Origin of the sequence: Bacteroides fluxus YIT 12057, from assembly GCF_000195635.1 — a bacterium.
Classification (GTDB): domain Bacteria; phylum Bacteroidota; class Bacteroidia; order Bacteroidales; family Bacteroidaceae; genus Bacteroides; species Bacteroides fluxus.
Genome location: NZ_GL882623.1, coordinates 214,408 through 228,748, shown reverse-complemented (window position 1 = coordinate 228,748; position 14,341 = coordinate 214,408). Strand labels below are relative to the sequence as shown.

The following is a 14,341-nucleotide window of genomic DNA, read 5'->3' as shown; positions in this document are numbered from 1 at the left end:
TTTCTGTATAGAAAATACAAAAGCCGGGCATTTACTGCACCGGCTCTATCCTTTTTAACAAATTCTTAAAATACGGTTATTTCCCGTAACGTTCCCGAAGCAACGTCACCATTTCGTGCGCGGCATGCTTCGGCGCCCCCGCTTCTCCCAGCCGGGATGCCATGTATTCATAACCTTCCAGCATCTGCCTGCGATACTCCTCATCATACAAGATACGTCCCAATTCCGAGCGCACCTGCTCTACCGTCATCGTGTCGGCAACCAACTCCTTCACCACCTCCCGGCCGGCAATGAGATTGACCAAAGAGATGTATTTCACTTTCAGCACATGGCGCTTCAGAAAAGCGATTACTTTTCCCATCGGAGTATGGTAACAAACCGCCTGCGGCACACGGAACAGAGCCGTTTCCAGCGTGGCGGTCCCCGAAGTGACCAATGCGGCCGTAGCTTGCCGCAACAAAGGGAACGTCCGGTTAAAGATGATTTTCACGTCCGCACCTCCCATATATTGTTCATAATATTCAGGAGCAATACCCGGAGCGCCCGCCAACACCAGCTGATACCCGGTAAAAGCAGAAGCCGCCCGGAGCATGTCGGGCAGATTATCCTTGATCTCCTGCTTACGGCTACCCGCCAGTATGGCAATGACAGGCTTTGAAGGCAGTCCGTCAGCCCGTACAAAATCTTCAAAGGCCTCCTCCGGAGCGGAAGAAAGAAAAGCCGTCACTTCATCCATGGTCGGATTACCGACATAATGTATCGGATACCGGTGCTTTCCTTCAAAGAACTCCACTTCGAAAGGGAGGATTGAAAACAATTCATCTACATCCCGTTTGATATTCTTGATGCGGTACTCTTTCCATGCCCATATCTTGGGAGAGATATAATAAAAGACGGGGATTTGCGTTTCGGCATGCACGAATTTGGCTATATTCAGGTTAAACCCCGGATAATCCACCAAGATCAGCACATCCGGCTGCCATGCCACAATGTCCTCCTTGCAACGTTTCATATTGGCAAAAATAGTACGCAGATGCAGCAACACAGGAATAAAGCCCATATAGGCCAGCTCCTTGTAATGCTTCACCATCGTCCCGCCGACAGCCGCCATCATATCTCCGCCGAAGAAACGGAATTCCGCCTGCGGATCTTCCCCTTTCAAGGCGGCCATCAGATGGGAGGCATGCAAATCACCGGAAGCCTCACCGACAATCAAGTAATACTTCATGTGCTTTAAAACCAGGTTTTGAGTTCTTCCACCAGACCATAGGCGGTGACATCCACAGTAGTCGGAGTGATTGCCACATAGCCGTTTTCAAGCGCCCAATGGTCATTCTTCTCGTTTTCCGCATCATTGTTCTCAAACTCGCCCGTCAACCAATAATAGTGAGCGTCTCCCCTATGGGCAAAGTTTTCCCATTCATTGATCCATTGTCCCTTGGTCTGCTCACAGACCTTAATACCTTTCAGTTCTTTGGTATCCGGAATATTCACATTCAAGCAAGTCAACGGAGGCAACCCTTTTTCCAATACCTGGCGGGCTATCTCGCGGATATAGGGACCGGCCGGTTCGAAGTCGGCATTCGGTTCATGGCTGCAGAGCGAAAAGCCGATGGAAGGTACCCCTTTCAAACAGCCTTCAATCACCACCCCCATCGTACCGGAATAATGTACGTTGACGGATGAATTGTCCCCATGATTGATGCCGCCCACCACCAGGTCGGGCTTGCGGTCAAGTACGGTATGAAAAGCCAGTTTCACACAATCAGCCGGGGTACCGGAACATTTATAAACCGTCAGCCCCACATCCTTACGGAGCAAATGATAATGAATCGGTTCCGTGACCGTCAGCGCAGAAGCACTGCCGGAACGCGGGGTATCCGGTGCCATTACCACAATCTCCCCCAATGGACGGAGGAACTTGATCAACTCGCTAATGCCTTTCGCAATGATGCCGTCATCATTGGAAATCAATATCAAAGGTCTCTGATTTTCCATAACATGATTCTTTATTATTGTTGTGCAAAGATAGCGCAAACCTCAGTCCATCTTCACTTTTGAGGCAAAAATAGTTAATAAAGACAGATTTTCAACCATAATTCATCTTATAAAACCTTATAGTCAGTATTTTTGTTTTCAAACCAAAATATCAACCTCATGGATATACTTCTCATCATCCTTGGCATTCTCTGCCTGGCCGCAGGACTGGCGGGATGCATCTTGCCGGTAATCCCCGGCCCCCCGGTAGCCTATGCCGGCCTGCTGCTCCTGCACTTCACGGACAAGGCCTCATTCACCACCGCCCAACTACTTACCTGGCTGTTCGTCGTCATTCTTCTGCAGGTACTCGACTACTTCATCCCCATGCTGAGCAGCAAATACAGCGGAGGCAGCCGGTGGGGCACCCGCGGATGCCTCATAGGCACTGTTGCCGGACTGTTCTTCATGCCTTGGGGAATCATCCTCGGACCTTTCCTCGGTGCTTTCTTCGGAGAGTTACTGGGTGGCAGAGAAACCGGGGAAGCGTTGAAATCGGGATTCGGCTCCCTGGTGGGATTCCTTTTCGGCACGGTACTCAAATTCGTGGTATGCGGTTACTTCAGCTGGCTATTCATTGAAACTCTGGTATAGCGGAACGACGGTATAGCGGAACGACGGCCCAGACATCAACTGAAAAATTGCAAGGTAGTGGCAGAAAACTTTTTTTCTACAGGTACTAAAGGTCGTAGGAGTTAAGAGTATTCTCTGTTCACAGGCTGCGAATACATATTCACAACCTTAGAACATATATCCGCAACCTCTGAATATATATTCGCAGCCTGTGAACAGAGTTTGATAAATGATGGAAGCCCCCCGGCAGAGAGGGAAAATAAATCTTAATCTTCCGCAAGCGAGGCAAAAAAGCTACTGCATTTCAATATTAATATGTATATTTGTCCGCTAATATAGAGGAAGATAGCCCCAAGCGGTTACAATAATGCCACACGACGCGCTACTACCCCGTGGAGTTATTAACAAAATAGCCGACTTATCAACCGTTTTTGCAATCTTTCTCTTTTTTAGTAGGTGCTATACGGAATTATCACTTATTTCGCTGCCGATAAAATATGGAAATTATGGGAAAAATAATTGCTATGGCAAACCAAAAGGGTGGTGTAGGCAAGACTACGACGACAATCAACCTCGCAGCCTCACTCGCCACGCTTGAAAAGAAAGTGCTCGTTGTAGATGCAGATCCCCAGGCCAATGCTTCGTCAGGCTTAGGTGTGGACATCAAGCAGTCGGAATGTACTATTTATGAGTGCATTATCGACCGTGCAGACGTGCGCAACGCTCTTCATGACACGGAGATAGAAACGCTGAAAGTAATCTCCTCCCACATCAATTTAGTAGGCGCCGAAATAGAGATGCTCAACCTCAAGAACCGCGAGAAGATACTGAAAGAAGTACTTGCCCCGCTGAAAGAAGAGTTTGATTATATCTTGATAGACTGCTCTCCCTCGCTAGGGCTGATTACAGTCAATGCACTGACCGCCGCCGACTCCGTTATCATCCCTGTCCAAGCGGAATATTTTGCATTGGAAGGGATCAGCAAATTGTTGAACACCATTAAAATCATCAAGTCCAAACTGAACCCGGCACTCGAAATCGAAGGTTTTCTGCTGACCATGTACGACTCACGCCTGCGACAGGCCAACCAGATTTATGACGAAGTGAAACGCCACTTCCAGGAGCTGGTGTTCAGTACCGTCATCCAGCGTAACGTGAAACTCAGTGAGGCTCCCAGCTATGGCCTGCCTACCATCCTTTACGATGCGGACTCCACGGGAGCCAAGAATCACATGGCGCTTGCCAAGGAACTGATCAGCAGGAATGAAAAGCGGTGATTGACAGCCAATGATTCATGTGCAACCAAATTGTAAATTGTAAATCGTCAACGTACCTATGTGTCAAAGATAAGAGATGTGTCATGACCGTAGGGAATAAACAGTAAATAAAATAGATGGCACAAAGAAATGCATTAGGACGTGGGTTGGATGCCCTGTTTTCCATGGACGAAGTCCGTACTGAAGGCTCTTCCTCCATCAATGAAATAGAATTGTCGAAAATCATCGTCAATCCTAACCAGCCCCGCCGTGAATTCGACCAGACGGCGCTGCAGGAACTTGCCGACTCTATCGCAGAAATAGGAATTATCCAGCCCATCACTTTACGCAAGCTGGACAACGAAGAATATCAGATCATCGCAGGAGAACGCCGTTTCCGCGCTTCACAACTTGCCGGGCTGACAAGTATCCCTGCCTATATACGCACCGCCGATGACGAAAATGTCATGGAAATGGCGCTTATTGAAAACATACAGCGCGAAGACTTGAATTCCGTGGAAATAGCCCTCGCCTACCAGCACCTGCTGGAGCAATACGGACTTACGCAAGAGCGCCTTAGCGAGCGTGTGGGCAAGAAGCGCACCACCATCGCCAACTACCTGCGGTTATTGAAACTGCCTGCGCCCGTACAGATGGGACTGCAAAACAAGCAGATAGACATGGGGCATGCCCGTGCCTTGGTAACCTTGGGAGACCCTAAGCTACAGGTAAAAATATACGAGGAAATCCTGGAACACGGTTATTCCGTCCGCAAAGTGGAAGAGATTGTAAAATCCCTCAGCGAAGGTGAAACCGTAAAAAGCGGCAGCCGCAAAATCGCCCCCAAGCGTGCCAAGCTGCCCGAAGAGTTCAATATGCTGAAACAACAGCTTTCGGGGTTCTTCAACACGAAAGTACAGCTCACTTGCTCGGAGAAAGGTAAAGGTAAAATCAGTATCCCGTTCAGTAACGAAGAAGAATTGGAACGTATCATCGGTATTCTTGATACGCTGAAGAAATAAATGACGAAGAGAAGAAGAATATACCAGATCAGTATAGCCCTGTTGCTCTGTATCCTACAGACGACAGGGATTGCTATGTATGGCCAAAACCGCCCGCGTGCTGCCGCCAAACGCATACACCGTCTGCAACCGGACACCCTTGTAACCGCACGCCAACCCTTGCACCCGCAGACCGACAGTCTGAATGCAGAAATCTCGCCGAAGTCCCAACCGGGCAGTATCGCCTTGGCAGACAGCATTGCGGCCGAGAACAAGAAAAAATTGCTTGAGATGACCGCCAGTCCGGAAATAAAGGAACAGCCCGTTCCGGCAGATACGTTGAGAAAGGCCATAAACCCCAAGGTATGGGTTCCGAATCCCACCAAGGCAACCTGGCTCGCACTCGTGATTCCCGGTGGAGGACAGATCTACAACCGCAAGTATTGGAAATTACCCATTTTCTACGGAGGATTTGCCGGTTGCGCCTACGCCCTTACCTGGAACGGAAAGATGTATAAGGACTATTCGCAAGCCTATAAGGATGCCGTCAATGAGAAATGGGATTCGAGCAGCATCACCGATTTATTGCCTCCCGGATACGTGGACAAAGTTTCCAAAACCCAACTCACCGAAACCCTGCGGAAGCGAAAAGACACGTACCGCCGTTACCGCGACTTGAGCATTTTCGCCTTCATCGGTGTCTATCTGCTGTCCGTCGTAGATGCTTACGTAGATGCGGAATTGTCCAATTTCGATATCACCCCGGATCTCAGCATGAGGGTGGAGCCTGCGGTTATCAACAATCAGATGACCGGCAGTTCCAACAAATCCGTAGGTGTGCAATGCAGTTTCAGATTTTAAAACCAACCAAACTTAAAGCATAATTACTCATGACCAATAACCCCGCCTATATGAAGAAAATCATCATAAGTTCCTCATTGCTGTTCTGCAGTTTTCTCGCGCCGCTGACACAGGCGCAAGAAAGCGTAGATGTACTTATCCATGAAAACGGAACGGAGCGCAAGGAAACCATCGACCTGCCCAAAAGCATGACGTATCCTCTGGACAGCCTGTTCACGGACTGGAAAGCCAAGAACTACATTGACTTGGGAAAAGACTGCAGCACTTCCACCGAGAACCCCCAGTTCAGTGATTCCGTCTATATAGACCGTCTGTCACGCATGCCGACCGTCATGGAAATGCCATACAACGAAATCGTACGCAAGTTCATCGACATGTATGCCGGACGCCTGCGCAACCACGTAGCCTTCATGCTGAGCGCATGCAACTTCTATATGCCCATCTTCGAAGAAGCTTTGGACGCCTACAATCTGCCGCTCGAACTGAAATATCTTCCCATCATCGAGTCTGCCCTCAACCCTTCCGCCATATCCCGTGCCGGAGCTTCCGGGCTTTGGCAGTTCATGATCGGTACAGGCAAGATTTACGGACTGGAAAGCAACAGCCTCGTGGACGAACGCCGCGACCCCATTAAAGCAACTTGGGCAGCAGCCCGTTACCTGCGGGACATGTACGAAATCTACAAAGACTGGAACTTGGTGATTGCCGCCTACAACTGCGGACCGGGCACTATCAACAAGGCCATCCGCCGCTCCGGCGGTAAAACGGACTATTGGGGAATCTACAATTACCTGCCCAAAGAAACCCGCGGCTACGTACCTGCCTTTATCGCAGCCAATTATGTAATGACTTATTATTGCAAGCACAATATCTGCCCGATGGAGACCAATATTCCGGACGCAACAGATACCGTACAGGTAAACCGTAATCTCCATTTTGAACAGATAGCCGATATCTGCGGTATCAACATGGACGAAATAAAGAGCCTGAACCCGCAATACAAAAGGAATATCATTCCGGGAGACAGCAAGCCGCAGACGCTACGCCTCCCAATGAATTACATCAGTACATTTATCGACAGGCAAGATACCATTTATGCACACCGCAGCGATGAACTGTTCAAGAACCGCAGGACGGTAGCCGTTTCCGACACACGCTACTCCAAATCACGTTCCGGTAAAAGTGCCGCCACAGGCGATGTCACCTATCATAAAATCCGTAGCGGAGAGAACTTGGGAAGCATTGCCCGTAAATATGGCGTCACCGTCAATCAGTTAAAAAGTTGGAACGGACTGCGCAGCACCAGAATCTCGGCAGGAAAGCGCTTGAAGATATATAAATAAAGCCAGAAACGTTTGTCCGGTGTTGAAATTTGCTTATTTTTGCAAAAAGTGAATTGAAATAAGGAGAACAGTATATGGAAGAACATATAAGCCAGAAGGAGAAAGAGAGAGCCGAAGAAGAAATGATTGAACAGGCATTCCAGGAACTGTTGAACGACTATTTGGCAACCAAACACCGCAAACGTGTCGAGATCATAACCAAGGCATTCAACTTCGCCAACCAGGCACACAAGGGTATCAAACGCCGTTCGGGAGAACCCTACATACTCCACCCCATTGCCGTGGCCAGAATTGTCTGCACGGAGATTGGCCTGGGTTCTACTTCCATCTGTTCCGCCCTGCTGCACGATGTGGTGGAAGATACCGATTATACGGTGGAAGATATCGAGAATATCTTCGGCCCGAAGATTGCCCAGATCGTGGACGGACTGACCAAGATTTCCGGCGGCATCTTCGGAGACCGGGCTTCCGCACAGGCAGAGAACTTCAAGAAGCTGCTGCTTACCATGTCCGACGACATCCGTGTCATCCTTATCAAGATAGCCGACCGCCTGCACAACATGCGCACGCTTGGCTCCATGCTGCCCAACAAGCAGTTCAAGATAGCCGGTGAGACCCTTTACATCTACGCCCCGCTTGCCAACCGGCTGGGATTATACAAGATAAAGACCGAACTCGAGAATCTGAGTTTCAAATACGAGCATCCCGAGGAATACCGCGAAATAGAAAAGAAACTGGAAGCCACCGCCGTTGAGCGCGACAAGGTATTCAAGGACTTCACCGCCCCCATACGTGCCCAATTGGATAAGATGGGACTGAAATACCGTATCCTCGCCCGGGTGAAATCCATCTATTCCATCTGGAACAAGATGCAGACCAAGCATGTGCCTTTCGAAGAAATCTATGACCTGCTTGCCGTACGCATCATCTTTGAACCGCGCAATATGGAAGAGGAGCTGAACGACTGCTTCGGCATCTATGTCTCCATCTCCAAAATATACAAACCACACCCCGACCGCCTGCGCGACTGGGTCAGCCACCCCAAGGCCAACGGTTACCAGGCTCTTCACGTCACGCTGATGGGCAACAACGGACAATGGATTGAAGTCCAGATCCGCAGTGAGCGCATGAATGATGTGGCCGAACAAGGGTTTGCCGCCCACTGGAAATACAAAGAAGGCGGAGGCAGTGAAGATGAAGGCGAACTGGAGAAATGGCTGCGTACCATCAAGGAAATTCTGGACGACCCGCAACCGGATGCCATCGACTTCCTCGATACCATCAAACTGAACCTGTTTGCATCGGAAATATTCGTGTTCACTCCGAAAGGTGACCTCAAGACAATGCCGCAAAACTCTACCGCACTGGACTTTGCCTTTTCGTTGCATACGGATATCGGCAGCCATTGCATCGGAGCCCAGGTCAACCATAAACTGGTTCCGTTGAGCCACAAGTTGCAAAGCGGTGACCAGGTGGAAATCCTGACCTCGAAGTCGCAACGCGTGCAACCGGAATGGGAAGCATACGCCACAACCGCCCGTGCCCGCACCAAAATAGCTGCTATTCTGCGTAAAGAAGCCAAAGCTTACCAAAAAGAAGGTGAAACCATCATAGCCGACTTCTTCAAAAATGAAGACATCCGCATTGACGATGCCGCATTGGACAAGCTGACCAGACTGCATAAATTCCATACCTTGGACGAGTTGCTTGTAGCCGTCGGCAGCAAGAAGGTTGTATTGGGTGACGCAGACAAGAATGTATTCAAGGAAAAGCAGAGCAGCAACTGGAAAAAGTATCTCACCTTTTCATTTGGCAACAAGGACAATAAAGAAAACAAAGAGCAGCCGGAAGAAAAAGTTCCGCAGGAGAAAATCAATACCAAACAGATTCTGAAGCTGACCGAAGAAACCATCTCCAAGAACTATATCATGGCAGACTGTTGCCACCCTATTCCCGGTGACGATGTTCTGGGATATATCGATGAGGAAAACCGGGTAATCATCCACAAGCGCCAGTGTCCCGTTGCCGCCCGCCTCAAAAGCAGTTACGGCAACCGTATCATTGCCACTGAATGGGATACCCACAAGGATCTTTCTTTCCTCGTCACCATATATATAAAAGGTATAGACTGCATGGGACTGCTGAACGAAGTAACCCAAGTCATTTCCCGCCAGCTCAATGTCAACATCCGCAAACTGACCATCGAGACCATCGACGGTATCTTTGAAGGAAAGATACAGCTTTACGTGCATGATGTGGAGGATGTACGCACTATCTGCAACAACCTGAAACAGATACAGAACATCAAACAGGTGGTGAGAATAGAAGATTAAGCAGAAGGAACGAACTATAAGGAAGGAGAATTGTCAAGATTCTCCTTCAATGTTTCTACCTGTCCGTAAGTAAACGCATCGAGTGCATCACGCATCCCCACCAGTTCTTCACGAATCGTCTTCAATCGGTCAACGATCTCGAAATTCCGAAGAGTGGCTTCTTTATTATCCTTCATACGCTGGCGCGCGCCGGGTAATGTCATGCCGCGCTCCTTGACCAAATGATAGATGAGTTTGACGGTTTCAATATCTTCCTTGCGGTACTGGCGTATGCCCCGCCCTCCTTTCTTGGGGTTGAGTTGCGGAAACTCCTTCTCCCAAAAGCGAAGCAGCGATTCGTTGACATCGAACATGGCGGCCACCTCGCTGATGGAGTAATATAATTTCAAGTTTTTATCAGTATTCAGCATGGCACTTTTTTCTTTTCTACGCAAAAATAGGCTTCTTTTTTGAATTGCCATACACCGATGAGAATAAATCATCAAGATTTCCACTGAACGACACGTTTTGTCGCCCAGCCTCATTATATTTGCCTACAGAAAATGCAATTCAAAACAAGATATGGGAAAGAAAATAGAAGGGCTACAACGCATGTTGGTCATCATCAACAAGTTGAAAGGCCTACAACGATATGTATCGCGCAAAGAACTTGAACGCTACGTATCGCTTCGCATGGAAGAGCGAGAAACGAGATAGATTCTCTTTTGGGCATCCACATCCGCTTCGACAAGAAGCGAAACGGCTACTATATTGACGAAGAAGATGAACAGAAGAAAAAGCAGTATGAACGACTGCTGCTGAACTTTGATTTGCTGAACGCCATCGACAGCACTTCCAACCTGCACACATACGTACTGGCAGAACATCACCGCCCGATGAATTGCGAGTATCTCCCATTATTGATAAAAGCTATCAAGTTTTCCCATCCGGTATCTTTCAATTACCTCTATGTACACGAAAGCGGTAAAATGCGCGAAAAGAAAGTCCTGCCTCATTATCTGAAAGAAGACCAGCAAAGATGGTATCTCCTTGCCTACGATAACGGAATACTGAAAACGTTCAGTGCAGATTGCATCAAAAATCCCAGAATCCTTTACGAAGAGACATTCAAACGCAACATGAATATCAATGTGGAGGAACTATTTAAAGACAGCTACGGCATCTGGAATCAAGCAGACATTCCCGTTGAAGAGATTGAGCTTAGCTATGATGCACTGGACGGTAATTTCCTGAAATCGGTTCCCCTTCACCACTCGCAGGAGATTTTGATAAACAACGAGACTGAATTCAGAATTAGAATCCGTCTACGTATCACCAACGATTTCGTGATGGCACTGCTTTCAAGAAGCCGTTCGCTAACGGTCATCAGACCGCTACACCTGCGGGAACGGGGGAGGAAGGTTTATGAGGAGGCACTGACAAAGAAATGCGTGACAGCAAAACGTCCCTAAATAACAATCACCTAAAAATAGAAGACCATGAGCAACAATCCTTACAAGAGCAGAAGCAACCTTCTGAAAGGCATAGGTACACTTTGCCTCTTTGCCATTTGCGGATATTATACTTATCAAGACTCCATGAACAGAAACATGTTAGAAAGAAGCCTGAACGAAAACGCCTCCCCACCGCAACGCGACTTCAGCTACGAGTCTTCTCGGCAAGAACGTCCGTCTGCCACATATGGAAATGCGGTTCATAAATTTGTCCTATATTGGGTATTCTTCTTTTAGGGCTATTACGAAGACACAGCAAATGGTATTATCCTTTCTGCCTAATTGACATTCTATTATTCATTTATTGGACTGCTTTTATAGAGCAACATTTTGACATTGTATATATACCGTAGTTTTGTGAAAAGTGAATAACAATCTCCCCCCTTTGAGTTTGATAATCAATAAGCTTTTTGTAGCTTTGCAAAGTCCCAACATGACTGGTTAGGACACATTACATAGTTTATTGATGAAAGTGTAGCTTTTATCCTTCACTAAAAAGTCTGGTAAACTTTAAGAATACGAAGGACGGCAATCACACTCATCACTTGTCTGTATATGCTTTTCAAGCTATACACATCACAAGTGTGGAGATATTGTCTATTCGTATTCGGGCATTACCGAGCGTGCGGTGGGGAAGCGTGTGGCTGCCGTTTTCAGACCGGATTTCCCGCCACGACAGTCATCGGTTCAACATCCTTCTTGACCACACTGCCCGTACCTACGATGGCACCGTATCCGATTCTCACGCCGGGCAAGACGGTGGTGCTGATGCCAATCCATGCATTGCCCTCAATAACTATGCGCCGTCCGTAGGTGGCACTGCGGTTGTCGGGGTCGGCATCGTGGTTGATGATGATGAGGTTGACCTTCGGACCGATAAAGACATCGTTGCCGATTTCTATGCCGCCGCGGCCGAAGAAGGTGCAACACTGCTGTATGAAGCACCGCTCTCCGATGCTCACAGGCTTGCCGTAATCAATGTAGAGCGGCGGCAGCATCGTTGTGCTCCCGGGCAGTTCCTTGCCGAGAAACACGTCCATAAGTCCATGTACACGTTTCTGGTCGCGTACGCTTACCGCTGCAAGCTCCTGTGCGGTCTCCATTGTGTGGAAAGTGCCGTTGATAAGCGCTTCGTAACCCGGTTCATCCGGTGAGACCGTTTCACAGCTCAAGTCCTTTGAAAAAATGTCATTCATTGTTGTTCTGAATTTAATGTGTTCTGTTTCCGGGTACAAAGTTAAAGCAAAAGCCTCACAGCTGTTTTGCTGTGAGGCCCAATGTTATTTGCCGTAAAGTTCAATGGCGGTAGGCCTGACGGGGAGGAATGACTGCGCCGCTTCCTTATCTGGCTCCTTTTGCTGCCGAGTAATGAAAAAAACGGTAAAAGCTATCGGATATAAAGAGGAAAATTGTAATTTTGTTCCGGTGAGTATGATGATTGCCTCATTGAGTGAACGGCATGTCTCTGCCTTTGGCGGTGAAGGGCAATGGCGTCCCCTGCCAATCACTGTATCATGTTCCTTCTATCTAAACACATATTATATATGCATAACATTATGAACTTGAAAAATATTTGCTTGTGCATCAGCTTGATGTCGGCGACTACGGGGGCTTGGGCCCAAGGTCGCATCGGACTGGTGTCACCTTCGAAGAACATCCGTCTGGATGTGGACTGTAATGAAGGCCGGGTGCTCTACAGCGTTACCAGCAAGGGCACCGAGGTGGTCAGCCCCTCGCAGATGCTCTGGGAGGTCGGCGGCGAACGTCTTGGCGATGACGTGACAGCCATGAGGGCATCAAAGGCCAAGGTCTTCAGAACATCGTATCCCCTCATGGGGAACCATTCCGTGGGACGCAACGCCTATAGGGAGGTGACCGTGGATGTCACCGAGACCGGAGGCACCACCTACCGGATGGACTTGCGTGCATACGACACGGGGGTGGCTTTCCGCTACAGATACCAGGCCGGCAATGCGCCTGTCAGGGTGGACGACTTCACCGACTTCACCATACCTGCGGGAGCCGAATGCTGGATGCAGGACAACATCAAGTGCTACGAGGCTCCCTACCGACGCCATGAACTGGGCAGGCTCCCCGAAAAGGCTGTGGCCGGACCTCCCGTCACCGTCAGATATGCCGAGGGCATATACTCCTGCATCACCGAGGGCAATCTGGCCGACTTCGGCGGAATGTCCCTTAGGGTCACCTCTCCGGACAACTTCCGTGCCAGACTTGAAGGCGAAACCCTGCTCGGCGGGGACATTGTTACCCCCTGGCGCATAGTAATGGCGGGCGACCTGAACAGTATCGTCAACAACGACATTGTCACCGACGTAAATCCGCCTCTATCCCCAGTCTTCGGAGGTAATACCGACTGGGTGAAACCCGGCAATTGCGCATGGAGCTGGCTGGCCGGATACAGTGTGACGCTCGAAAACATGAAACGCTTCACCGACTGGGCCGCAGAACTGGGAATACCCTACAACCTGGTGGACGAGGGATGGAGCCACTGGGAGGACAAGGCCAACGGCCGCGACTGCTGGGACATGGTGAAGGAACTGGTGGACTACTCGGCCGAACGGAACGTGAAGATTCTGCTCTGGAAGGCCTATCCCGACCGCAAGGGCATAGAAGGACTGCAGACGGCTGAACGCCGCCAACGTTTTTTCCGGAAGTGCAAGGACATGGGCGTTGCCGGACTGAAGATAGACTTCTTCGACAATGAGAGCCAGACAGTGACCAAATACTATGCCGAGGCCATTGAGGATGCCGCCCGCTACCAGCTCATGATCAACTTCCATGGTTCCAACAAGCCTACAGGCCTCAACCGCACCTTCCCCAACGAGGTGGCACGCGAGGGTATCATGGGACTGGAGTTCGGACAGTCGTGGGCAGACCAGGACAATGTCACCCCGTTCACCCGCTTTGTGGCCGGGCACGCCGACTATACGCCCACGACCTTCTCCATGATGGGCAATACCACGGAGGCACATCAGGTGGCAGTCGGTGCCATCTTCCTGTGCCCGCTGCGCTGCTATGGCGGACGCCCCGAGGATTTTCTCAGGCATCCCGCACACGATATTTTTCTCACCATCCCTACCACCTGGGACGAAACCGTGGTGCTTCCGCCCAGCGAAATAGGGGACTGCGTGGTGTATCTGCACCGCAAGGGCGGGGACTGGTACATCGCGGCGCTGACCGACAAGCCCAAGAAGAACATCAGTGTGCCTCTCACATTCCTGGGCAAGGGTAAATATGAATGCGCACGCGTGACAGACAGCCCCACAGCCAGTAACGCGAAGGCCTGCTCCGTCCTCACAGAGGGTGGCTATACACGCAAAAGCGTGATAACCTTCAGTATGGAACAGGGTGGCGGCTTCCTGGTCCGCCTTACTCCACAGAAGTGAGGCACGGTACTGTTGCACGCCACGCACACATTCCTGT

At 49.5% G+C, this 14,341-nt stretch carries 14 protein-coding genes; 10 read left to right on the top strand and 4 right to left on the bottom strand.

All coding sequences use genetic code 11. From position 1 onward, the window contains the following. Positions 1-76 precede the first annotated feature (76 nt). Together lpxB and surE are read right to left on the bottom strand one after the other, a co-directional pair. A complete protein-coding gene (gene lpxB, locus HMPREF9446_RS06745; protein ID WP_009124748.1) occupies positions 77-1,228 on the bottom strand; it encodes a lipid-A-disaccharide synthase in 1,152 nt (383 codons plus the stop codon). A gap of 5 nt (positions 1,229-1,233) precedes the next feature. After that, entirely contained in the window at positions 1,234-1,998 is a 765-nt protein-coding gene (gene surE / locus HMPREF9446_RS06740; RefSeq protein WP_009124747.1) for a 5'/3'-nucleotidase SurE, read from the bottom strand. Positions 1,999-2,157: 159 nt separating this feature from the next. On the opposite strand from surE, the gene HMPREF9446_RS06735 reads away from it, so the two are divergent. The 6 genes from HMPREF9446_RS06735 to HMPREF9446_RS06710 all read left to right on the top strand — a co-directional run bounded on the left by HMPREF9446_RS06735 (position 2,158) and on the right by HMPREF9446_RS06710 (position 9,404). Continuing rightward, positions 2,158-2,631 (top strand): DUF456 domain-containing protein, encoded by a 474-nt coding sequence (locus HMPREF9446_RS06735; RefSeq protein WP_009124746.1) that lies wholly within the window; start codon positions 2,158-2,160, stop codon positions 2,629-2,631. 485 nt (positions 2,632-3,116) lie between these two features. Further along, positions 3,117-3,887 (top strand): ParA family protein, encoded by a 771-nt coding sequence (locus tag HMPREF9446_RS06730; RefSeq protein ID WP_039968740.1) that lies wholly within the window; start codon positions 3,117-3,119, stop codon positions 3,885-3,887. 116 nt (positions 3,888-4,003) lie between these two features. Continuing rightward, positions 4,004-4,888 carry a ParB/RepB/Spo0J family partition protein gene (locus HMPREF9446_RS06725; RefSeq protein WP_009124738.1) on the top strand — a complete coding sequence of 295 codons (885 nt, stop codon included), beginning with the start codon at positions 4,004-4,006 and terminating at the stop codon, positions 4,886-4,888. Then, positions 4,889-5,728 (top strand): DUF5683 domain-containing protein, encoded by an 840-nt coding sequence (locus HMPREF9446_RS06720; RefSeq protein WP_009124737.1) that lies wholly within the window; start codon positions 4,889-4,891, stop codon positions 5,726-5,728. Between the two features lie 29 nt (positions 5,729-5,757). Next, a complete protein-coding gene (locus HMPREF9446_RS06715) occupies positions 5,758-7,071 on the top strand; it encodes a lytic transglycosylase domain-containing protein (RefSeq protein WP_009124736.1) in 1,314 nt (437 codons plus the stop codon). A gap of 74 nt (positions 7,072-7,145) precedes the next feature. Further along, positions 7,146-9,404, top strand: a complete 2,259-nt coding sequence (locus tag HMPREF9446_RS06710; RefSeq protein WP_009124735.1) for a RelA/SpoT family protein — start codon at positions 7,146-7,148, stop codon at positions 9,402-9,404. A gap of 14 nt (positions 9,405-9,418) precedes the next feature. Here the strand turns inward: HMPREF9446_RS06710 and HMPREF9446_RS06705 are convergent, their stop codons facing one another. Next, positions 9,419-9,814: a MerR family transcriptional regulator gene (locus HMPREF9446_RS06705; protein WP_039968711.1), complete on the bottom strand. Its 396-nt coding sequence runs from the start codon at positions 9,812-9,814 to the stop codon at positions 9,419-9,421. 151 nt (positions 9,815-9,965) lie between these two features. On the opposite strand from HMPREF9446_RS06705, the gene HMPREF9446_RS19285 reads away from it, so the two are divergent. The 3 genes from HMPREF9446_RS19285 to HMPREF9446_RS06695 are packed head-to-tail and all read left to right on the top strand — an operon-like array spanning position 9,966 to position 11,134. Beyond that, positions 9,966-10,100 (top strand): hypothetical protein, encoded by a 135-nt coding sequence (locus HMPREF9446_RS19285; protein WP_009124733.1) that lies wholly within the window; start codon positions 9,966-9,968, stop codon positions 10,098-10,100. Positions 10,101-10,108: 8 nt separating this feature from the next. Next, a complete protein-coding gene (locus HMPREF9446_RS06700; RefSeq protein ID WP_009124732.1) occupies positions 10,109-10,855 on the top strand; it encodes a helix-turn-helix transcriptional regulator in 747 nt (248 codons plus the stop codon). A gap of 27 nt (positions 10,856-10,882) precedes the next feature. Then, a complete protein-coding gene (locus tag HMPREF9446_RS06695) occupies positions 10,883-11,134 on the top strand; it encodes a hypothetical protein (protein ID WP_009124731.1) in 252 nt (83 codons plus the stop codon). Positions 11,135-11,550: 416 nt separating this feature from the next. On the opposite strand, the gene HMPREF9446_RS06690 is transcribed toward HMPREF9446_RS06695, so the two are convergent. Further along, positions 11,551-12,093 carry an LbetaH domain-containing protein gene (locus HMPREF9446_RS06690; protein ID WP_009124729.1) on the bottom strand — a complete coding sequence of 181 codons (543 nt, stop codon included), beginning with the start codon at positions 12,091-12,093 and terminating at the stop codon, positions 11,551-11,553. Positions 12,094-12,411: 318 nt separating this feature from the next. Here HMPREF9446_RS06690 and HMPREF9446_RS06685 point away from each other — a divergent pair, with 318 nt between their 5' ends. Then, on the top strand, positions 12,412-14,304 hold the full coding sequence (locus tag HMPREF9446_RS06685) for a glycoside hydrolase family 97 protein (protein WP_009124726.1): 1,893 nt from the start codon (positions 12,412-12,414) through the stop codon (positions 14,302-14,304). Positions 14,305-14,341 lie beyond the last annotated feature (37 nt).

Coding starts and splice junctions, on each gene's coding strand:
- lpxB (WP_009124748.1), bottom strand. CDS start 1,228: ATGAAGTATTACTTGATTGTCGGTGAGGCTTCCGGTGATTTGCATGCC.
- surE (WP_009124747.1), bottom strand. CDS start 1,998: ATGGAAAATCAGAGACCTTTGATATTGATTTCCAATGATGACGGCATC.
- HMPREF9446_RS06735 (WP_009124746.1), top strand. CDS start 2,158: ATGGATATACTTCTCATCATCCTTGGCATTCTCTGCCTGGCCGCAGGA.
- HMPREF9446_RS06730 (WP_039968740.1), top strand. CDS start 3,117: ATGGGAAAAATAATTGCTATGGCAAACCAAAAGGGTGGTGTAGGCAAG.
- HMPREF9446_RS06725 (WP_009124738.1), top strand. CDS start 4,004: ATGGCACAAAGAAATGCATTAGGACGTGGGTTGGATGCCCTGTTTTCC.
- HMPREF9446_RS06720 (WP_009124737.1), top strand. CDS start 4,889: ATGACGAAGAGAAGAAGAATATACCAGATCAGTATAGCCCTGTTGCTC.
- HMPREF9446_RS06715 (WP_009124736.1), top strand. CDS start 5,758: ATGACCAATAACCCCGCCTATATGAAGAAAATCATCATAAGTTCCTCA.
- HMPREF9446_RS06710 (WP_009124735.1), top strand. CDS start 7,146: ATGGAAGAACATATAAGCCAGAAGGAGAAAGAGAGAGCCGAAGAAGAA.
- HMPREF9446_RS06705 (WP_039968711.1), bottom strand. CDS start 9,814: ATGCTGAATACTGATAAAAACTTGAAATTATATTACTCCATCAGCGAG.
- HMPREF9446_RS19285 (WP_009124733.1), top strand. CDS start 9,966: ATGGGAAAGAAAATAGAAGGGCTACAACGCATGTTGGTCATCATCAAC.
- HMPREF9446_RS06695 (WP_009124731.1), top strand. CDS start 10,883: ATGAGCAACAATCCTTACAAGAGCAGAAGCAACCTTCTGAAAGGCATA.
- HMPREF9446_RS06690 (WP_009124729.1), bottom strand. CDS start 12,093: ATGAATGACATTTTTTCAAAGGACTTGAGCTGTGAAACGGTCTCACCG.
- HMPREF9446_RS06685 (WP_009124726.1), top strand. CDS start 12,412: ATGTTCCTTCTATCTAAACACATATTATATATGCATAACATTATGAAC.